The sequence below is a fragment of the Dyella sp. GSA-30 genome (assembly GCF_027924605.1).
Taxonomy (GTDB): Bacteria; Pseudomonadota; Gammaproteobacteria; order Xanthomonadales; family Rhodanobacteraceae; genus GSA-30.
The window spans coordinates 3,876,205-3,900,028 of the sequence record NZ_AP027042.1; the positions used below are offsets into that span (position 1 = coordinate 3,876,205).

The window sequence follows — 23,824 nt, forward strand, 5'->3', positions numbered from 1 at the left end:
TCAGTTTCCTGAGTTGTTCAATGCTCTTCTCGCGCAGCAACTGACTGCCCTCCACGGCAGACTGGACGATCGCCACTGTCTGCTCCACTTGCTGGTGACCGGTTGTGGGCGTGCCTTCCAGTTCGGCCATATCCGCGTTCGTACGATCCTTATGCGTTCCGCGTATCGGGCGAGGATTGAAGCTGCGTACACTGAATTGCTTCATGCGCACACAGACAGCGCCGGTTGAATCGCATAGATCGATATCGAGCTTCTGCACGGCATCGCTGAAAGCCGTGCGATCGCTATACCGTACGACGGCCCACATCTCGTTCGTGCAACGGCCCAAGACGTCCAGCGTATCGAGCGCGAAGGGCAATGCCAGAGAGACCTCGCCCGCTCCGGGTCGCATCTGAAAGCCCAGGGATGCCTGTAATGCCGCATCGAGCAGGCTCGGATGCATGACATAGTGATTCAGCGACGAAGCCATCGCAGCAGGCAACGCAATCCTGGCAAGGACCATCCCCTCGCCGACAAATATGTCCTTCAGGCTACGGAAGCTCGGCCCGTAGTGCAGACCACTTTGCTCGAATACGGCATAGCACCGCTCTGCACTGAGATAAGACACGGTGCACTGCTCGCGCAATGCGGCCAGATCGTGGCGATCTTCAGCGTTTGCGGCCTCCGCTTGGGCGATGACATTTCCCTGCCCGTACACGGTATGCCCATCTTCACCGGCACTGTAGATTTCATAGCGCACCGTCCCATCGTGTTCGGGATAAAGCGTCACATGCATGGCGAGCCCGCCCGCCCCCACTGTCGCAGGTCGCGCCCATGCGACTTTGCTCAGCGACAGGCGGCCATCTCCTTGGATAGCTTCGCGTGCGGCATAGAGTGCCATCTCAAGCTGAGCGACTCCCGGCAGTACCGACGCCCCTTGCACACGGTGATCGGCGAGGAAAAATTCCCCACCATGGAAGCGGCTGCTGAAACGCTGGACTGCCAGGTCTGACGTATTGCGATGCACCAGCGGGTGAAGCGGCTGCATGCCGCCTTCCATGGAGCTGACGCGTGCCGGGGGCTCGTTGCCCGACACCCAGTGGTGCTCACGCGCAAACGGATAACTCGGGAGACTGATACGGCGTGGCTTGTCCTTGCGATAGAGCGCAAGCCAATCGATGTCATGCCCCTCGGCCCATAGGCCCAGTAGCGCGTCAATCTCGTTTCTCTCGATCGCTTGGACAATGGCAGCAGCCGTATCGCTGCCGGTCTTGTCGCGTCCTGCCTGTCCGCGATAAAGCGTGGCTACGTTACCGGCGAGAAAGCCGGCCAGCTTGTCGCGTAACACGTCGATCGAGTCGGCGACGAAACCCAGACGCTCTTCCATGGCCTCACGGCCGATTTGCAACGTATAGGCCAGATCGGCCAATGCCATCTCCGACGCCGCTTGCGGGGCCGACACTACACTCAGCAGTTGCTGCACCTGTTCATGCAAGCGTTCTTCGTTGCGCGCCGACAGCACCACCGCGACCGGCCCGGTGGTCGCTGAGGGTGCCGCCGCCGACGGAACATATTCCTCCAGCACGACGTGCGCATTCACGCCACCAAAGCCGAATGAGCTCACGCCGGCACGACGTGGCAGGGGTTGCCCGTGGGCATCGCGCGCCGCCGCCCATTCGCGCGCCGACTGCACCACATAAAAGGGGCTGCCCTTCAGATCGATATACGGATTGAGCGTATCGCTGTGCAGGCTCTTTACCAGCGTCCGGTGCTTCATCTGCAGCAGCACCTTGATGACGCCCGCCACGCCCGCAGCCAGCTCCAGATGACCGATATTGGTCTTGACCGAACCCAGGCCGCAATGGGGCGCCACGACCTCATCCGGCCCCGTGGCCGCGTAGAGCTCCTTGAACGCCGCCTTCAGGCCGTTGATTTCCACCGGATCGCCCAATGGCGTACCGGTACCGTGGGCTTCGATATACGTGACGGTCCGCGGATCGATGCCGGCCTGCTGATAGGCATGCCGAATGACCGCGGCCTGCGCTTTCGGATTGGGTGCGGTCAACGAATTGGCGCGTCCGCCATGATTCTCTGCGGTACCGCGTATCAGGCCGTAGATATGATCGCCGTCGCGCTCGGCGTGGGAGAGTTTCTTCAACACCAGCATCGCGACGCCTTCGCCGCGCACGTAGCCGTTGGCTTCGCTGGAGAACGTCTTGCAGCGACCGTCTTCGCTCAGCATGCCTGCCTTGCTGAAGCTGATATGCGCCTCGGGTGTCACGATAGTGTTAACACCACCGACGACAGAGAGCGACGACTCGCCGTTGTGAATTGCGGCCACACCGCGCTTCAACGCAATCAGCGAGCTGGAGCACGCTGTCTCTACCGGCTCGCTCGGCCCATGCCAATTGAACAGATAGCTGATGCGATTGGGGCCGACCGAAGGCACGCCACCGGTCGAGGCATACGCCTCGCCACCGCGATGAGCGTGGTTGAGCAAGGTGCCGTAGCCGGTCGCACCGGTGCCGACATAGATCGCCGTGTCGCTGCCCGACAACGCCTTCCCGGCATAGCCGGCATCCTCTAGCGCCTTCCAGACATGAATCATCATCAGACGCTGTTGCGGGTCCATCAACTCCGCTTCCTTCGGCGAGATGCCGAAGAACATCGGATCGAACTCGCCCACGCCTTCGATAAAGCCGCCCCATTTGATGTTGGTCTTGTTGTCCTCCTGCGTCGGGTCGCCATACCACGCACGCCAATCCCAGCGATCAGCCGGAATGTCGCTGATGCAATCCTTGCCCTCGTGCAGGTTGCGCCAGAAAGCGTCGATATCCCGCGCCTGCGGGAACTGGCCGCTCATGCCGATGATCGCAATGGGCTCGCTGATCGCCTGGCTACGACTTGCCAGCGACATGCTGAGCCTGCTTCGCACGCGAGCGCGCTCGAGCGCAGGCGCCTGCGACGTCGGAGCAACGTCTTTTACAGCAACCAGTTGCGGCGCCAATACTGCCCGATGTTCCCGTTCCAGATACTCGATCAGACCGTCGAGCGTCGGATATTCGAAGAAGATGGTTGGAGCGAGTTCAAGCTTGTACTGCTGGTTTATGGCATTACCGAACTCGGTCAGCGTGATCGAATCGAAACCATATTCACTCAAGGTGGTATCGCCGTCGATGTCCTCCGGCTTCACCTTGATCAAGGACGAAACGATAGCCACCAGGGCTTGTTTCAATGACTCCGGCAGGCCGCGTTCTACCGAAGACGGCTCCGGATACGTGGCAACAGTCTGCGGGGATTTACCCAACACAACCTGCCGGATGCGATCGGCGTCACCGGCGATCACCATCCGCTGGCTCTGCCCGCTCGCCATCGCCTGCCGTAACGCCAGCACACCATTGTCGCTGGCCAACGCGTGCATCCCCAGCTGCTGTACCAGCATCGCGCGTGTGGCCGCATCCACCTGCATGCCGCCCTCATCCCACAACGGCCAGTTCACCGACAGCGTGCGCCCATGACGCTGGCCCTGGGCGACCCGTTCGCTACGGTAATGTGCGAAGGCGTCCATAAAGGCATTCGCTGCCGCATAGTCCGCCTGCCCCACATTGCCCACCGCACCGGCAATCGATGAGAAGCAGATAAAGCAGTCCAGTGCCATGTCGCGACTGGCTTCGTCCAGATTCAACGTGCCGGCCACCTTCGCGCTCAGCACCTCATGCAATTGCTGTGGCGTCTTTTTCGCGATAAAGCTGTCGCGCACCACGCCGGCGCTATGGATGATGCCGTCCAGGCTTTCGAACTCCTCCGGAATGCCCCGCACCAGCTGAGTGAGTGCCGTCGCATCGCTGACGTCGACGGTGTGATAGCGCACGACCGCCCCGAGCGTTTCGAGCTCACGGATATGCGCTTGAATGCCTTCGTTCAACGGCGAGCGACCGGTAAGAATCAGCACAGCGTTCCTGGCCTGGCGCGCTATCTCGCGCGCAAAGATCAGCCCCAGGCCACCGGCGCCGCCGGTGATCAGATAGACACCCTGAGCCTTCCAAGGTGAGCCTGCAGCACCTACCTCCGTCTGCTCGGCCCAACCGGCAACCTGGCGTTCACCATCGACGTAACGCAGGTGCAGCGAACCGGCATCGCGGTTTTCAAGCAACGCCTGCGCCACGTTCTGATCGGCCTGGACGCGGATCATCTGACCGACAATGCGCGGATTTTCCAGCTGTGCCGTACGCAACATCCCGCTCAGCCCGGCCATGAGCTGACCTTCGCCGTACCCGGGTACGACGACCTGGATCAGATGCTTGCCGGGCTGTCCGTTGAGCAACTGGATCTGTTCCAGCAACGTGCCGGCTGCAGCTTCGTAGCTCCGGGCCACATCCTGGTCCGCATCAAGGGCTACGCAAGTCGTGCCAGGGAAACTCGCTCGCACGAGCTCGGCGGCCGCCGCATCCAAGCCGCACAACATCACCTGCTGGCGAGTGAAATCACTCGTCGTAAAACCACTGGATGCAGCTGGCTGCGTGCTCCATTGCGGTTGCAGCAGCAAGGTCTGGATCGCCTCGTTCGAGATGGCCGAGCGAGTTCCGGTCTGCGGTTCTTCCTGCGTGAGCCCAGTCGTCAGCGGCCTCAGGCTGAACTGCTTGAAACGCACGCATACCTTGCCGTGCTCATCGCATAGATCGATATCGAGCCGCTGCACCGCATCGCCTGCCTTGCTGCCAACACTGCGCTGCACGAGCGCCCACATGCTAGACGCGCACGGCGCCAGTATCTCCAGGGATCCCAGTGCAAAAGGCAGCATCAGGGTCGGCGATGCACTGCCCATCTGAAAGCCCCATGTCGCCTGCAGCGCGGCGTCGAGCAAGCTCGGGTGCAGCGTGTAACCGGTCGTGGGTGCCGCAGCCGGCAGCGCGATGCGTGCCAGGACCTGATCCTGTCCCACGAACAACTCGTTCAAACCCCGGAAGGCCGGGCCATAATGCAGGCCCATCTGCTCGAACGCCGTGTAGCAAGCTGGGGCATCCGAATGCGCCCGAGTGCATTGCTCACGCAGCGCAATCAGATCGCGCGTCAAGGCGGTATCCGAACCATCCACGGCGTGGATCAAGATTGCACCCTGGCTGTAAACCCGGATTTCGCCGTTCTCGCCTTCGCTATAGATTTCGAAATGGGCGCCTCCGGTTTCGTCGGGATGCAGTGCGATATGCAGCAACAGGCCGTCGCCACCGACCATGACAGGGCGCACCCACACCACATCCGTCAGTTCGATCCGCGCTGTTTCTCCAGCCACTTCGCTAGCCGCGCAGCGCGCCATTTCCAGTTGCGCCACGCCCGGCAGCACACGATCCCCTTGCACTACGTGGTCGGTCAAAAAGAACTCGTTGCCGCTCAAGCGGGTGCTGAAACGCAAACCCGCCATGTCCGACGTGTTCCGCTGCACCAGTGGATGCAGCGCTACATCCGCGCCGAAGGATGGCCTGGATTGAGTCGTTCCGGCTTGAATCCAGTAGCGCTCACGCGCAAAGGGATAGGTAGGCAAGCTGATGCGCCGCGGTTGGCTTGCCCCATACAGCCGCCGCCAATCGAATGCGAGACCTTTGACCCACAGGTCGAGCAACTTGCCAAACTTGCCCTTGGTAACCCATGCCCCGACCGCGGCGCCAATATCATCGTCACCCGCCAAAGCGTCCAGGGTCTCCTTGTTGCGCTTGACCCGGCCACGATAGAGATCGTCGACGATCGGCTCGCCCGTGGCATAAGCGCTCAACTTCTCGCGCAGTTCGGCCAGCGAGCCAACCACCAGGGCGAGTCGTTCTTCCATCGCTTCGCGCCCGACCTGCAGTGTGTAGGCAAGGTCGGCCAGATCGATGGCATTATCCGATGCGATGGCATCCAGCAGCTGCAGCACCTGCTCGCGGAGCCGGTCTTCATGGCGTGCCGACAGCACGATCAGGGCCGGCCCTGTCGCCAGCTGCGGCGCCGCGGGGGCAACATACTCCTCGATAACAATATGCGCGTTGGCACCACCCGCACCGAACGAGGAAATCCCGGCAATGCGTGCGCCTTCTCGCGATGGCCTTGGCCACGGTGCGAGCTCCTGCTGCACCACAAAGGGAGTCGCGGCAAAGTCGATGTTCGGATTGAGCACACTCGAATGCAGGCTCGGCGCTAACTGGCCGTGCTTGAGCTGCAACAGCACCTTGGTCACGCCGGCAATACCAGCCGCGCTCTCGCAATGGCCGATATTCGACTTGGCCGAACCGATCGCGCAGAACTGCGTGTCCTGCGTCCAGCCCCGAAACGCCTTGGACAATCCGGCAATCTCGATCGGATCGCCCAGGCTGGTGCCAGTGCCATGCGCTTCGATGTAACTGATCGAACGCGCGTCCACGCCACCCTCGCGCAAGGCTCGCTCGATCACCTTGGCCTGAGCATGGGGGTTCGGCACCGTGTAGCCGTTGGTCTTGCCGCCGTGGTTGATGGCGGTGGCCTTGATCACCCCGTAGATATGATCGCCATCGGCAATCGCTTGCGACAGCGGCTTAAGCAGCACTGCGCCCACACCTTCGCCCGGCACATAGCCTTCGCCACCTTCACCGAAACTCTCGCAGCGGCCCTTGCCGGAAATGAACTTGCCCTGGGCCAGCATCAGGTACTTGTTCGGATGCACCGACACGTTCACGCCACCGGCGACCGCCACGGTGCAGTCGCCGCGCTGCAGGCTTCGGCACGCCAGATGGATCGCCGTCAGCGACGACGAGCACATGGTATCCAGCGCCAGGCTGGGTCCATGGAAGTTGCAGAAATAGGAAATGCGATTGGCAATCGACGCAGGACTGCCGGCAATGGCGAGCTGCCTTCCTTGCGCCTGCTCCTGCGCCCCGTAGAGCTGGTACTCCTCATACATCACACCGACAAATACGCCAACGCCACCTTCTTCGGCCACGTTATCGCGGGTGTAGCCGGCATCCTCCAGCGTGGCATGCACGCACTCCAGGAACAGCCGCTCCTGCGGGTCCATCAGCTCCGCTTCGCGCGGCGAGATATTAAAGAACAGCGGATCGAACAGATCGACGCCGTCGATAAAACCGCCCCACTTGCTGTACGTCTTGCCGGTCTTGCTGCGATCGGCGTCATAGTAGAGCTCGTGGTCCCAACGTTCTGACGGAACCTCGGTAATACTGTCCTTGCCCTGGCTCAGGTTGGCCCAGAACTGTTCGAGATTGGCAGCCTGCGGATAACGCCCCGCCAAGCCAATAATCGCAATCTCACTGGCTCCTGAAGAGGCACGACGCAGATCAAAGCCCGAGCGACGGCGCAGGATCGACGCCGACACCACATCGTTATGTGGCCTTTCCACGGCAGTGGGCGTGACGCCGATGGATTTGTCGCCAAGCAGACTCACCAGTTCGGCATGATGACTTTGCAGGAAATAGTCGGCCAGCGACGCGATGCTTTGATACTCGTAGAACAACGTCTTCGATAATGCGCCGAATGTCTTTTCCAGCTTGATCGTCAGGTCCAATACCATGACGGAATCGATGCCATAGACCTCCAGCGGCACATTCGCATCGATTCTTTGTGCCGGCAACTTGAGCGTGCCCGACAACAGACGCACCAGGTGACGGACCGTCTTATCGCGCATGTCCTCGACGACCGGCGCCACATGCTCCGACGCGACAACAACGTTCGGTGATGTCGTCGGCTGCTCTTTCAACAGCGAGGTCTTCAATTGCTCCAGCTTGCCTTCGGCGACCAGCACCTGCGGCAGTCCGCTCGACAAGGCCTGCACCAATGCCGCGCAACCACTGGCATTGCGCAACGGCACCATGCCGATCTCGTCCAGCAAATACTGGCGCGTACTGGCCGGGACTTGCATGCCGCCTTCTTCCCACAGCGGCCAATTGATCGACAGCGTGCGTCCGCGACGCAAACCCTGGGACACAAGCGCGTCCCGGTAGTGCGCGAAGGCATCCATGAACCCGTTCGCCGCGGCGTAATCGGCCTGCCCTACGTTGCCGAGTGCACTGGCAACCGACGAGAAGCAAACAAAGCAATCGAGCGCCAGATCCTGACTCGCCTCATCCAGATGAAGCGTGCCGGCGACCTTGGCGCGCAATACCGCGTGCAGCTCTTCCGGGGTCTTCCTGATGATAAAGCTGTCGCGCAGGACGCCGGCGCTATGGACGATGCCCTGCAATCCACCGAATGTCCGGACAATGCTGCCAATCAATTGCATCACGGCATCGCGGTCGCTCACGTCGAGCTGACGGTACTGGACCGTCGCGCCCAGTGATTCAAGCTCGCTCAGCTTGATCTGCGTTGCTTGCGTCAACGCCGAGCGTCCCGTCAGGATCAGCGTTGCGCCTGTGGCGCACTGCGCGATCTCGCGCGCAAAGATCAAGCCCAGGCCACCGGCTCCGCCGGTAATCAGATATACACCGCGCGCTTTCCAAGGCGAGCCTGCGTCGCTCGAAGCGGCCAGTTCGGCCCAACCGCTTACCTGGCGATGGCCCTCCACGTAACGCACGTCCGACGCGCCCGTGTTCCGGTTCTCAAGTAGCGCCTGTACTGCGTCCTGGCCAGGCTCGATACGAACGAGCTGTCCGACAATGAGCGGATTTTCCAGCTGCGCCGTACGCAGCATGCCGCTCAGGCCTGCCATAAGCTGTGCGGTGCCCTGGTTCGGCACAAGCAGCTGGATCAGATGGCGTCCCGGTTGAGAGTTCAGTGCCTGAACCTGCTGCAGCAACTGATTGGCTGCCGATTCGTAGCATTGCGCCAGGTCCTGGTCCACGGCGAGCGTCAGGCAGGCAGCTCCCGGCATACGTTCCGTATCTATCGCATCGACGCCACACGACAGCACCAGATGCCCCGCATAGTCCACGGCGCGACCGTTCGCGGCAGGCAGGGCTTCCCACACGGGACTTGCCAGCAGGGTTTGCCAGGCGGTGGCGGGATCGACGATTGCCGTTGATGCTCTCAGTCCAAGCCGGGTAAAGCGCACACATACTGTGCCGGCTTCATCGCAAAGATCGATATCGAGCGATTGCAACGGATCGTCCGTTGCCTGGCTGGAGCCAGGGCGAACTATCGCCCACATGTTGGCGGCGCAAGGCGCGAGCACTTCCAGCGACGCCAGCGACACAGGTAGTAACAACGCAGGTTTGGCATCGTCAACCGTGCGCACCAAGCCAATGGAAGCCTGCAATGCGGCGTCCAGCAAGCTTGGATGCAATGCGTAACCTTCCATACGCATTGCAGCCGGCAGCGTGATTCGTGCGAGGACCTGATCCTGCCCCACGAATAGCTCGCTCAGGCCCTGGAAAGCCGGGCCATAATGCAAGCCGGACTGCTCGAACAACGCATAGCATTCCTCGGCACCCAGATGGGATTGGTTGCATTGCTGACGCAGGACGACAAGATCGTGTACCGCCGTCGTGTGCGGCTCACTATCTGCAAACGCCAGCAACGAGCCTTGACTGTAGATCAGATTCTCGTCTTCCGATGCCTCGCGATAGAGCTCGAAATGAATGTCGCCATCTTGTCCTGGTGCCAGCGCGATGTGCAGATCGAGCCCATCGGCACCGATCGTCACGGGCCGGACCCAGGCGATATCTTTGAACCGTAGTTCGCAATGCCCATCGATCGCCTCGCTGGCCGCGCGGTGCACCATCTCCAGTTGCGCGACGCCCGGCAGCAGGCGAACACCCCGCACGACGTGATCGGCGAAAAAGAACTCGTCGCCGCTGAAGCGGGAGCTGAAACGCTGCAACGAAAAGCTCGATGTATTGCGATGCAAAAGCGGATGAAGCGTGCCGCCAGATGCTGGGCCTGCCGCATGCGAAACGGATGCTTCTATCCAATAGCGCTCACGAGCAAACGGATACGTCGGCAGGCTGATGCGGCGGGGCCGATTGCCGCCATACAGTCGATGCCAATCGAACGTCAGACCCTTGACCCAAAGATCGATCAGCTTGCCGAGCTTGCCCTTGGTCACCCATGCCTCGGCCATCGCGGCCGTGTCTTCATCGCCGGCCAGGGCCGCGAGGGTCTCCTTGTTGCGCCGAACCTGTCCGCGATACACGTCCTCGATGCTTGTCTCGCCAGCGGCGTACGCATCCAGTTTCTCGCTCAACTCGGCCAGCGAGCCGACCATCAGGCCCAACCGCTCCTCCATGGCTTCGCGCCCGACCTGCAAGGTATAGGCCAGGTCGACCAGTGCGATCCCCGACTCGGCATGCGACGCAAGGAATGAGCGCAACGCATGCACCTGCTCACGCAAGCGATCCTCGTCACGGGCCGACAACACGACGGCAACGGGGTTGTTCGAGGCAACTGGCCTTGCTGTCGGCGCAATATATTCCTCGATCACGATATGTGCGTTGGCGCCGCCCGCACCAAACGAGGAGATGCCGGCAATGCGTGTGCTTTCTGGGGTCGGCTTCGGCCAGGGAGCAAGCTCCTGCTGCACCACAAAGGGGGTACCGGCAAAGTCGATGTTCGGATTGAGCACGCTCGAATGCAGGCTCGGCGCCAACTGGCCGTGCTTCATCTGCAGCAATACCTTGGTCACGCCGGCAATACCCGCTGCGCTTTCGCAGTGCCCGATATTCGACTTGGCCGAACCGATCGCGCAGAACTGCTTGTCTTGCGTCCACTGTCCAAATGCTTTGCTTAGCCCGGCAATCTCGATCGGGTCGCCCAGGCTGGTGCCGGTGCCATGGGCTTCGATATAGCTCACCGCCCGGGCGTCGATACCACCTTCGCGCAATGCGCGCTCGATCACCTTGGCCTGTGCGTTCGGGTTTGGCACCGTGTAGCCGTTGGTCTTGCCGCCATGATTGATCGCAGTGGCTTTGATCACCCCGTAGATATGGTCGCCATCGGCGATCGCCTGCGACAGCGGCTTGAGCAAGACCGCACCCACGCCCTCGCCGGGCACATAGCCCTCGCCGCCTTCGCCAAAACTCTCGCAGCGGCCCTTGCCGGAAATGAACTTGCCCTGGGCCAGCATCAGGTACTTGTTCGGATGCACCGACACATTCACGCCACCGGCGACCGCTACGGCGCAGCCGCCGCGTTGCAGGCTCTGGCACGCCAGGTGGATCGCCGTCAGCGACGACGAACACATGGTGTCCAAGGCCATGCTTGGGCCATTGAAATTGCAGAAGTACGACACGCGATTGGCGATCGATGCCGGATGGCCCGGTACGGCTAGCGCATGCCCTCTGGCCTGCTCCTGGGCGCCGTAAAGCTGGTATTCCTCATACATCACACCGACGAACACGCCGACGCTGCCCTCTTCGGCTACGTTATCGCGGGTGTAGCCGGCGTCCTCCAGCGTGGCGTGCACGCACTCCAGGAACAGTCGTTCCTGCGGATCCATCAGCTCCGCTTCGCGTGGCGAGATATTGAAGAACAGCGGATCGAACAGGTCGACGCCGTCGATAAAGCCGCCCCATTTGCCGTACGTCTTGCCCGGCCTGGTGCGGTCCTGATCGTAGTACAGCGTGTGATCCCAGCGCTCGGCGGGAATCTCGGTGATACTGTCCTTGCCCTCGCTCAGGTTGACCCAGAACTGTTCAAGATTGGCCGCCTGCGGGTATCGGCCTGCGACACCAATGATGGCGATCTCGCCGATGGCAGAGCCCGCATCTCCCTTGCGTTGATTGCGCGCCTCGTAACCCGAGCGACGGCTGTTCCCCGGGGTAACGGACTTGTCGATCCTAGTGACGGAAGGCACCGACACAGCCGCGGCGACAGCACGCTTCTCTCCCAGCACGGTCAACATGGCAGCGCGGTGATGCTGGAGAAAGTAGCCGCTCAGCGCAGCAATCGTCTGATACTCGAAGAACAATGTCTTAGGCAGCGGGCCGAACTGCTTTTCCAGCGTACGCGTGAGATCCAGCACCAGCAGGGAGTCGATACCGAAACTTTCCATTTGCGCCAGCGGATCGATCCGATGCGCAGGCAGCTTCAGCGTCGCCGACAACAGACGCACGAAATAACGAGTGGCCCTTTCTTCAATACCGTCCGAATCACGGCTCGCCACCGTCGCTTGCTCATCCGCCTGCGATAGCGACACACGCTGATGCATCGAATCAACCCGGCCAGCCGATTCCTCGGAATCCGCGTCATGGGCCACACCACCATTCGGCGGCGCGGCGGGAGACTTCAGGCCAAGGCCCTTGAATCGCAGGCACACCATGCCGTTGTCATCGCACAGGTCGATATCGGCCGTGCGCACCGCATCACTGCTTGCGCGGCCATGGCTGGGGCGAACAACCGCCCACATGTGGCTCGCGCAGGGCGCGAGCACATCCAGCGCATTCAGTGTGAAGGGCAACATCAACTTCACGTCGCCCGCAGACACGCCCATTTGTAAACCGATCGATGCTTGCAGCGCGGCATCGAGCAGGCTCGGATGCAGCACATAGCGATCTTTCGTCGCCTGCAACGAGAGCGGCAAGATGATGCGCGCCAATGCCAGCCGCTCGCCGACGAACAGCTCGCTCAAACCCTGGAATCCACTCCCATAACGCAATCCGAGCGCATTGAACGCTGCGTAGCACTGCTCGGCACTCCATGTCGCCTGCGTGCATTGTTCACGGAGTTCCGCCAGATCGTGCGTCGCCGGAGTGTCGTCGTCGATGGTTTCCGTCACTACGCCGTGACCGTGAACGATCTCACCATCCTCGGCTCTTGTATGGATTTGATAGCCGACATCGCCGTTCTCTTCCGGGAATAGCGAGACATGCAACTCCACGCCATCGCCGTCGACGACGACCGGACGTGTCCATACAATGTCCTTCAGATGCAGCTTACCGGCATCGTCGATTACTTCATTTACCGCGGCACGAGCCATTTCCAGCTGAGCGACGCCCGGCAACACACGGTTATCCAGCACCACATGATCGGCAAGGAAAAACTCGCCTCCATCAAAACGCGTACTGAAGCGTGGCCCGGACAGATTCGATGAATTGCGCTGAAGCAATGGGTGTAACGCCGTGGCACGCGATGGACTGTCCACGTCCGGTACCCAATAGCGTTCCCTGGCAAACGGATAGGTCGGCAAACTGATTCGGCGCAGCGTCTGGTTGGCATAAAGGCGGCGCCAATCGAACGTGTGCCCCTTTACCCACGCGTCGAGCAGCTTGTCCAGCGCGCCCTTCTCGAGCCAACTCTGGATGGTATGGGCCATCTCGTCATCGTCCGCGAATGCAGCCGTTGCGTCCCTGCGGCGCTTGACCTGACCACGATAGATATCGGGCGCATCACTATTTGCGAGACAACGCGTCAGCTTGTCGCGTAACACATCGATCGAGTCGGCGACGAAACCCAGACGCTCTTCCATGGCCTCACGGCCGATTTGCAACGTATAGGCCAGATCGGCCAATGCCATCTCCGACGCCGCTTGCGGGGCCGACACTACACTCAGCAGTTGCCGCACCTGTTCATGCAAGCGTTCTTCGTTGCGCGCCGACAGCACCACCGCGACCGGCCCGGTGGTCGCTGAGGGTGCCGCCGCCGACGGAACATATTCCTCCAGCACGACGTGCGCATTCACGCCACCAAAGCCGAATGAGCTCACGCCGGCACGACGTGGCAGGGGTTGCCCGTGGGCATCGCGCGCCGCCGCCCATTCGCGCGCCGACTGCACCACATAAAAGGGGCTGCCCTTCAGATCGATATACGGATTGAGCGTATCGCTGTGCAGGCTCTTTACCAGCGTCCGGTGCTTCATCTGCAACAGCACCTTGATGACGCCCGCCACGCCCGCAGCCAGCTCCAGATGACCGATATTGGTTTTGACCGAACCCAGGCCGCAATGGGGCGCCACGACCTCATCCGGCCCCGTGGCCGCGTAGAGCTCCTTGAACGCCGCCTTCAGGCCGTTGATTTCCACCGGATCGCCCAATGGCGTACCGGTACCGTGGGCTTCGATATACGTGACGGTCCGCGGATCGATGCCGGCCTGCTGATAGGCATGCCGAATGACTGCGGCCTGCGCTTTCGGATTGGGTGCGGTCAACGAATTGGCGCGTCCGCCATGATTCTCTGCGGTACCGCGTATCAGGCCGTAGATATGATCGCCGTCGCGCTCGGCGTGGGAGAGTTTCTTCAACACCAGCATCGCGACGCCTTCGCCGCGCACGTAACCGTTGGCTTCGCTGGAGAAGGTCTTGCAGCGTCCATCTTCGCTCAGCATGCCCGCCTTGTTGAAGCTGACATGCAGATCCGGGTTGACGATGGTGTTCACGCCGCCGGCAATGGCCATGCCGCAATCGCCTCGTTCGATGGCGAGTATGGCTCGCCGCAATGCGATCAAGGAACTCGAGCAGGCTGTTTCTACAGGCTCGCTGGGGCCGTGGAAATCGAGAAAATAACTCATCCGGTTGGGGCCTACCGAGGCCACGGCACCGGTCGAGGAATACCCTTCGATGGCCATCTGAGCACGACTGATCAAATGGCTATAACCGGTCGGCATCGTGCCGACGTAGATCGCCGTATCGCTACCCGATAGCGTCGACCCGGCGTAGCCGGCGTCTTCCAGCGCCTTCCAGATATGGATCATCATCAGGCGCTGTTGCGGGTCCATCAACTCCGCTTCCTTCGGTGAAATGCCGAAGAACATCGGGTCGAAGTCGCCCACGCCGTCGATGAAGCCGCCTTGTGTGATATTGGTCTTGTTGTCCTCCTGGGCGGGATCGCCGTACCAAGTACGCCAATCCCAGCGATCGTTCGGGATGTCGCTGATGCAATCCCTACCTTCGAGCAGGTTGCGCCAGAAGGCATCGATATCCCGTGCCTGCGGGAACTGCCCGCTCATGCCGATAATCGCGACCGGCTCACTGGTCACCGGCTCACGATGTGCCACCGCGGCGCTGAAACGTCCGCGTGCACGTTGCCGGATACGATCGAATGCCGGCGGCGTCACGGCGGGCGCCGCTTCAACAACCTTGACTGCGTCACTCTGCGTGGCAAATCGCGGAACGAGCACCGCCCGATGCTCGCTGGCCAGATAGCCCGTCAGACCATCCAGCGTCGGAAATTCGAAGAAGATGGTTGGAGCGAGTTCAAGCTTGTACTGATGGTTTATGGCATTACCGAACTCGGTCAACGTGATCGAATCGAAACCGTATTCGCTCAAGGCGGTATCGCCGTCGATGTCTTCCGGTTTCACCTTGATCAGGGCCGATACCATCCCTATCAATTCGCGCCTTAGCTGCTGTTGCAACGAGCGATCGCTCTGACCTGTTGTCGTTGCTTCTTCGTCGAAAGCTCTCCTCGGCGCGGCGGCGGCTGGCTTTGACTTGCCCAACATCGTTTGCCGGATACGCGCCGCGTCGCCGGCAATCACTACCCGCTGGCTCTGCCCGCTTGCCATCGCCTGCCGTAACGCCAGCACACCATTGTCGCTGGCCAACGCGTGCATCCCCAACTGCTGCACCAGCATCGCGCGTGTGGCCGCATCCACCTGCATGCCGCCCTCATCCCACAACGGCCAGTTCACCGACAGCGTGCGCCCATGACGCTGGCCCTGGGCGACCCGTTCGCTACGGTAATGTGCGAAGGCGTCCATAAAGGCATTCGCTGCCGCATAGTCCGCCTGCCCCACATTGCCCACCGCACCGGCAATCGATGAGAAGCAGATAAAGCAGTCCAGTGCCATGTCGCGACTGGCTTCGTCCAGATTCAACGTGCCGGCCACCTTCGCGCTCAGCACCTCATGCAATTGCTGTGGCGTCTTTTTCGCGATAAAGCTGTCGCGCACCACGCCGGCGCTATGGATGATGCCGTCCAGGCTTTCGAACTCCTCCGGAATGCCCCGCACCAGCTGAGTGAGTGCCGTCGCATCGCTGACGTCGACGGTGTGATAGCGCACGACCGCCCCGAGCGTTTCCAGTTCACGGATATGCGTCTGAATGCCTTCGTTCAACGGCGAGCGGCCGGTAAGAATCAGCACCGCGTTCCTGGCCTGGCGCGCTATCTCGCGCGCAAAGATCAGTCCCAGGCCACCGGCGCCGCCGGTGATCAGATAGACACCCTGAGCCTTCCAAGGTGAGCCCGCAGCACTCACCTCCGCCTGCTCGGCCCAGCCGGCGACCTGGCGTTCGCCACCGACGTAACGCAGGTGCAGCGAACCGGCATCGCGATTTTCAAGCAACGCCTGCGCCACGTTCTGATCGGCCTGAACGCGGATCACCTGACCGATGATGCGCGGATTTTCCAGTTGCGCCGTACGCAACATCCCGCTCAGTCCGGCCATAAGCTGACCTTCGCCATACCCGGGCACGACGACCTGGATCAGATGCTTGCCGGGCTGTCCGTTGAGCGACTGGATCTGTTCCAGCAACATCCTCGCGGCCGATTCAAAGCGCCGGGCAACAGCCTCACCGCCTCCAGGCGTCAGGTGGATGGCGTCCGGTAAATAGAGATCCAGGCCAAGCAGATCTACACCGCAAGTCAGCACGACATGCTGCTCGTAGCGGGTACCACCTGTATGCTCGACGACCGCAGGCGTCCATGTCGGGGACAGCTGCAACGTCTGAATCGGTGCAGCGCTTACTGCTGACTCTGCCGTTATTGCCCTCAGACTGAATTGCCTGAGCCGGATGCATGCCACACCACGCTCATCGCATAAATCGATATCGAGTCGTTGCACTGCATCGCCGGGTTTGCTGCCGGCACTGTGCCTCACCACCGCCCACATGGTGTTCGTATATGGCGCCAGCACCTCCAACTCGCCCAGGGCAAAGGGCAACATCGGCGCGATCTTGTTCAGATCGAACGGTGTGCTCATCTGTAAGCCCAACGTTGCCTGCAAGGCCGCATCCAGCAAACTGGGATGCAGCACGTAGTCACTTGTGGACACTGTGGCGGGCAGAGTGATACGTGCGAGTACCTGTTCGGTCCCAATAAACAGCTCGTTCAAGCCCTGGAACGCTGGGCCATAGTGCAGGCCCATCTGTTCGAACAAGGCATAACATTGCGCTGAGTCCAGATGGTCCGCCGTGTGCTGTTGGCGCAAGCTGGCGAGATCGTGCAGGGGCGCAGCAGGCACATGATCGGCAACAGCCGTCACCTTGCCCTGGCTATAGACCGCGATCTGGCTGTCTTCGGATTCGCGGTATATCTCGAAGTCGATCTCACCGTCGTCTTGTGGATTCAGAGCGATATGCAAATCGACCCCGTCGGCCCCAACAGTTACGGGCCGAATCCAGGCAATGTTCTTCAATTGAAGATGATGGCCTTCGCCGATCGCCTGGCCAACTGCATAGCGCGCCATTTCCAGTTGCGCTACGCCCGGGAGCACGCGAGCGCCTTGCACCACATGATCGGTTAAAAAGAACTCATCGCCGCTCAGGCTGGTGCTGAAGCGTAGACCTGCCACATCGGACGTGTTCCGATGCACCAACGGGTGCAAAAGAATAAGGGCACCAGGCGAACCCGCCGACTTTACCGGGCTCGCCGGTATCCAGTAGCGCTCACGTGCAAAGGGATAGGTCGGCAAACTGATCCTGCGTGGCCTGTTTGCCCCATAGAGGTGCTGCCAGTCGAACGTCAGGCCCTTGACCCACAGGTCGAGCAGTTTGCCGAACTTGCCCTTGGCCATCCATGTCTCGACGATGGTTTCCATATCGTCGTCGCCGGCCAGGGCAGCCAGGGTCTCTTTGTTGCGCTTGACCTGGCCACGATAGAGATCGTCGATGGTCGTCTCACCCGCGACATAGGCACTCAGTTTCGCGCGCAGTTCGGGCAAAGAACCAACCACCAGGCCTAGCCGCTCCTCCATGGCCTCGCGTCCAACCTGCAATGTGTAGGCAAGGTCACCCAGGTCGATGGTCGCGTCCGAGGCGATCGCGTCCAGTAGCTGCTGCGCCTGTTCGCGCAGTCGATCTTCATGACGTGCCGACAGCACGACCAAGACCGGTCCGCTTACCTCACGCGACACGGCGGGAGCGGCATACTCTTCGATAACGACATGCGCATTGGCGCCGCCTGCACCGAACGAGGAGATGCCAGCGATGCGTGCACTTTTTGGTGTCGCCCTCGGCCAGGGCGCGAGCTCCTGCTGCACCACAAAGGGGGTACCGGTAAAGTCGATGTTCGGATTGAGCACGCTCGAATGCAGGCTCGGCGCCAATTGGCCGTGCTTGAGCTGCAACAGCACCTTGGTAACGCCGGCAATACCGGCCGCGCTCTCGCAATGGCCGATATTCGACTTGGCCGAACCAATCGCGCAAAACTGCTTGTCCTGCGTCCAGCCTCGAAACGCCTTGGACAATCCGGCGATCTCGATCGGATCGCCCAGGCTGGTGCCGGTGCCATGCGCTTCGATGTAGCTGATCGAGCGCGCATCCACGCCACCCTCACGCAACGCACGCTCGATCACCTTGGCCTGTGCATTGGGGTTTGGGACCGTGTAACCGTTGGTCTTGCCGCCATGATTGATCGCGGTGGCCTTGATCACCCCGTAAATATGGTCGCCATCGTCTATCGCCTGCGACAGCGGCTTGAGCAAGACCGCACCCACGCCTTCGCCGGGCACATAGCCTTCGCCACCTTCGCCGAAACTCTCGCAGCGCCCCTTACCCGAAATGAACTTGCCCTGGGCCAGCATCAGGTACTTGTTCGGATGCACCGACACATTCACGCCACCGGCGACCGCTACGGAGCAATCGCCACGTTGCAGACTCCGGCACGCCAGATGGATCGCCGTCAGCGACGACGAGCACATGGTGTCCAGCGCCAGGCTGGGGCCATTGAAATTGCAGAAGTACGAAATGCGATTCGCTACGGATGCAGCACTATTGAGCATGGCAAGGTTGTTCCCCCTGGCCTGCTCCTGCGCTCCGTAAAGCTGGTATTCCTCGTACATCACGCCCACAAACACGCCGACGCTGCTGTCTTCGGCCACGTTTTCACGGGTGTAGCCGGCATCCTCCAGCGTGGCATGCACGCATTCCAGGAACAGCCGTTCCTGCGGATCCATCAGCTCCGCTTCGCGCGGCGAGATATTGAAGAACAGTGGATCGAACAGATCGACGCCGTCGATAAAACCACCCCACTTGCTGTACGTCTTGCCGGTCTTGCTGCGGTCCGCGTCGTAGTAGAGCCCATGATCCCAACGCTCGACGGGAATCTCGGTAATGCTGTCCCTGCCCTGGCTCAGGTTGGCCCAGAACTGTTCGAGATTGGCAGCTTGCGGATAACGCCCCGCCACACCGATGATGGCGATTTCGCCGACGTCCCTGCTCGCAACGGCTGCCCCATCGTCGAGCTGTCTCCCCGCTGCCGGAAAACTCGGTCGCCCCACGCCAAAGCGCGGGCGGCGCTCAGTAGCTGCGCCCGGAGCATCCGGTTCGCGCAATGGCTCCGCATCCGACGCATCGCTCAGTGTTTCGCCCAGCACCTCGCCCAAGCGCGTGCGATGGTTGTCCACGAAATGACCGGCCAGCGCCGCAATGGTCTGATATTCGAACAGCAGCGTCTTGGAAAGCGGTCCGAATATTTGTTCCAGGGTTCGGGTCAAGTCCATCACGAGAATGGAGTCGATGCCGTAGGCCTCCATTTGGGCACGTGCATCGATACTGTGCACCGGGCGCTTGAGCGTGCCAGCCAGTAGTCGGACGAAATAGCGTATGGCCTTTTCCTGCAGCTCGTCCGTCGCCGCACTCGATGGCGAATTGCCCTGGTCAGCCACAGTTCGGGCGGCTCTCGGCATCGCAGACAAGCTGGACTTGAATCGACTTATCGCGCCCTCGGCGATCAGCACTTGTGGCAGACCGCTCGACAAGGCTTGGGCCAGCGCTGTACACCCACTGGCGCTGCGCAGCGGAATCAATCCGGTCTGCTGCGTCATACTCAGGCGCGTCGCAGCATCGACCTGCATGCCGCCTTCTTCCCATAGCGGCCAGTTCACCGACAAGCTATGCCCGCTACGCTGTCCCTGCTTTGCCAGTTCCGCGCGATGGTGTGCAAACGCGTCCATGAACGCATTGGCCGCCGCATAGTCGGCCTGCCCTACATTGCCCAACGCCCCCGATGTGGACGAGAAGCAAACAAACCAATCCAGTGCCAGTTCCCGGCTGGCTTCATCGAGGTAAAGCGTGCCAGGCACCTTGGCATGCAGAACCTCGTGCAACTCTTCTGCACTCTTCTTAATGATGAAACTGTCGCGCAAGATACCCGCGCCATGGATGATGCCGTTCAGACCGCCGAAAGTTTGAGCGACATCGCGCACCAACTGCGCCACGGCATCACGATCGCCCACGTCGAGCTGGCGATACTGTGCGATTACTCCCAACGTCTCGAGTTCGCCGAGCCGGGTTTGCACGGCCGCCGTCAGCGGAGAGCGCCCCGTCAGAATCAGTGTTGCGCCCTTGGCCTGGCGCGCAACGTCGTGCGCGAAGATCAAGCCCAAGCCACCGGCACCACCGGTGATCAGGTAAATCCCACGATCCTTCCAGGCCAACGTGATATCGGGCGATGGCTGATGTTCGACCCAGCCGGCTACTTCGCGCCGACCATCGACGTAACGCACCTGGGCCGATGGGTCGTTGCGATTATCTCGCAGCGCCTTCACCACATCCTGGCCCGCTTCGACATGGATTACCTGGCCAATGACGCGAGGATTTTCCAGCCGCGCCGTACGCAGCATACCGCCAAGCCCCGCCATGACCTGTGCTTGGCCCAGGCTTGGAACGACGACCTGGATCAGGTGCTGCCCAGGCAGCTTGCTCAATAACTGAATCTGCTCAAGCAACGTAGCAGCGGCCGATGCGTAGCACCGCGCGAGCTCAACGCCCGTATCGATGGCAATGCACGTGGTCTCCGGCAAGCCGGACTGCAGGGCGAGTGAACCTTCGCGGATAGCCTCCGAGTCGCCGCACAGCAGCACGACGTGTTTCTCATAGCGTAGCGTTTCCGATGCAGTCACCGACTGACTCGTCCAATCAAGTCGCAGCAAGGCTGTTCGTATGGCTTCTTCAGACTCCTGATGCGCGGCTGTGCGCGCACAGAAATCACCTATGCGCGCGCGAACCACGCCTGCGTCAGTGCACAGGTAGATATCGAACTTCTGCAACGCATCGTCAGCGGTAGTGCCGCCGCTACGACGTATCACCACGCACATGCTCTCGGCGCAGGGGCCCATGATGTCAAGCGTGCCCAATGCAAACGGCAGCATCGACGACGCTTCGCCCCAACGGCCAGCGTCATACGCCTGAAAGGCGATCGTTGCCTGCAACGCCGCATCGATCATGCTGGGGTGAAGGACGTAGCCCTCCTGCATCGGCTTGACCACGTCAGGTAGCGTAATGCGCGCCAGTGCCTGACCTTGCCCGATGAAAAGTTCGCTCAGGCCACGATGCGCAGGCCCATAGTTCAAACCCATATGGTCGAACGCCGCATAACATGCCGGCGCGTCCAGCGATTGCGTGCATTGCGAACGTATCTCGACGAGATCGAGCGTCGATGCGGTCGTATCAGGCAGAAAAGCCGCCGAGCCCTCACTGTAGACGTGGCTCTCGTCGTAGAGCTCGAAGCTGTACGCGTTGTTTGCTTCCGGAAACAGGGCGAGGTGCAGATCGAGCGGCTCGGAGCCAACGACGACCGGTCGAAGCCACACGATGTCTTTCAGGCGAAGCTGGCCGTTGGCGGCAATCGCATGGGCTGCCACGACACGTAGCATCTCCAGTTGCGCAGCGCCCGGCAGCGTAGGCACACCTTGCACCACGTGATCGGCGAGAAAGCTTTCCTTGCCGGTAAAGCGGCTGCTAAAGCGCAAGCCCGCCATCGTCGAGGTATTGCGATGCACCAGCGGATGTATTGCAGCCGGTGCCGACGCTGACAACCAGGGCTTGGCCTCGACCCAGTGCTTTTCCCTGATAAACGGATAGGTTGGCAACGCCAGCCGGCGATGCTTGCCCACCTCGTGCAGACTCGCTCCATCGATCGCCTGCCCGTCGACCCACGCCTGCGCGATGGCGTGCAGATTTCCATCGATCAGTGTCACGGGTTCGGTTTGAGCGAGCTTCTCCGCCGACAGCTCGCCGACGAAGACACCTTGCGCCTGCCCCGTCAGCCAGTCTTCCAGCTGCGCCTGCAACGCCTCGAACGAATCGACCACCAGGGCGAGGCGCGCCGCCATCGCCTGCCGCCCCACCTGAAGCGTATAGGCGAGATCAGCCAAGCTGGCATCACGCATCTCCGGCGAGGCGATGGCCACAAGCAACTGCTGCACCCGTTCGCGCAACACTGCCATCGTCTTGGCGGACAACACCACCAGAACCGACTCGGGTGCCGCTTCGCTTGGGGTGGCCTCGACGGGCTCGACATACTCCTCGATCACCACGTGCGAGTTCACGCCACCGAAACCGAACGAACTGATACCGGCACGGCGCGGCAGGGCTACGCCGCGGTCGTCGACCTTGGCCGGCCACGGTTGCGCCTTGTCGACAATGAAGAACGGGCTGTCGTCCAGCGCGATACGCGGATTGAGTTTCTGATAATGCACCAGCGGCGGAAACGCCTGATGCTTCATGCACAGGATCGTCTTGATCATGCCGGCCAGGCCGGCCACCGATTCGAGATGCCCGATATTGGTCTTGACGCTGGCGATACCGCAGGCCTGTTCGTTCAAGACTTCGCCGCGATCGGCCGCGACGCGAGCGAAGGCCAGCTTCAACCCCTCCACTTCGATCGGGTCGCCCTTGGGCGTGCCGGTACCGTGCGCCTCGACGTAACCGATACTGCTCACGGGCACATCGGCCTCACGCAAGGCCGCGGCAATCACGTTCGACTGTGCCAGCGAACCGGGATAGGTCACCGTGCGGGCACGGCCACCGTGATTGACCGCGGTGCCGCGTAGCACCGCGACGATCCGATCCTTGTCGCGGATCGCCGTGGCGAGCGGCTTGATCAGCACCATCGCCGCGCCTTCGCCGCGCACATAGCCATTAGCGCGCTCGTCGAAGGTCTTGCAGCTGCCGTCCGGCGACAGCATGCCGGTCTTGGAGAATGAAATGAAATGCGTGGGACTGCACAGCACGCTCACGCCACCGACCAGCGCCTGGTCGCATTCGCCACGACGGATGGCGTGGGCTGCCTTGTGCAGCGCGACCAACGAACTGGAGCACGCGGTATCGATCGGCAGGCTCGGGCCGTGCAAATTAAAGAAGTACGAGATGCGGTTGGGAATGAGTGCGGTGTGCGTGCCTGTGGAAACATGGCCTTCGATGGCATCGAGGGCGTGCCTCAGGTGGTCTTCGTAGTCGAAGTTGAATACGCCGATATAGACGCCAGTATTCGTGCCGCTAAGTACCTTGGGATCGTAGCCCGCATCTTCCATGCACGCCCATGCCTGCTCCAACATGATCCGCTGTTGCGGATCCATCACCTGGGCTTCGCGCGCCGAGATGCCGAAGAAGTCCGCGTCGAAATACTCCACGCCGTCGACAAAGCCGCCCCACTTGCTGACCGACTTGTTCGTATCGCGCCCGTCGGCCGAATAGAACGCGTCCTTGTCCCAGCGGTTTTCCGGCACCTCGCTGATGCTGGACAGGCCGTTGCACAAGTTTTCCCAGAATGCCGCGTAATTGTCCGCACCCGGAAAACGGCAGGCCATGCCAACGATGGCGATATCGCCTCGATCGACGCGGGGATCGCCGCCCTCCTCACCAACGGCCTGCGACGGGATTTCCTGAGGCGGAGTCTGACGGTCGTTCATGATCGTGCCTATCCTGTGATGTGTTCTTCGGACATTGCTTGTATCGATCTTGCGGAAGCCAAACTTTTTCGCTCCGAGCCGTCGCCCGCTCGCACCTGTGAGCTCTTC

General features: G+C 61.2%; 1 protein-coding gene (cut by a window edge). It reads right to left on the minus strand.

The annotated features are described in order from the left end of the window. A protein-coding gene (locus QMG46_RS16400; protein WP_281848917.1) for a non-ribosomal peptide synthase/polyketide synthase crosses the window boundary here: on the minus strand, positions 1-23,716 show its 5' portion. 16,193 nt of this gene lie to the left of the window's left edge; only the first 23,716 of its 39,909 coding nucleotides appear in the window; the start codon lies at positions 23,714-23,716; the stop codon falls past the left edge of the window. Positions 23,717-23,824 lie beyond the last annotated feature (108 nt).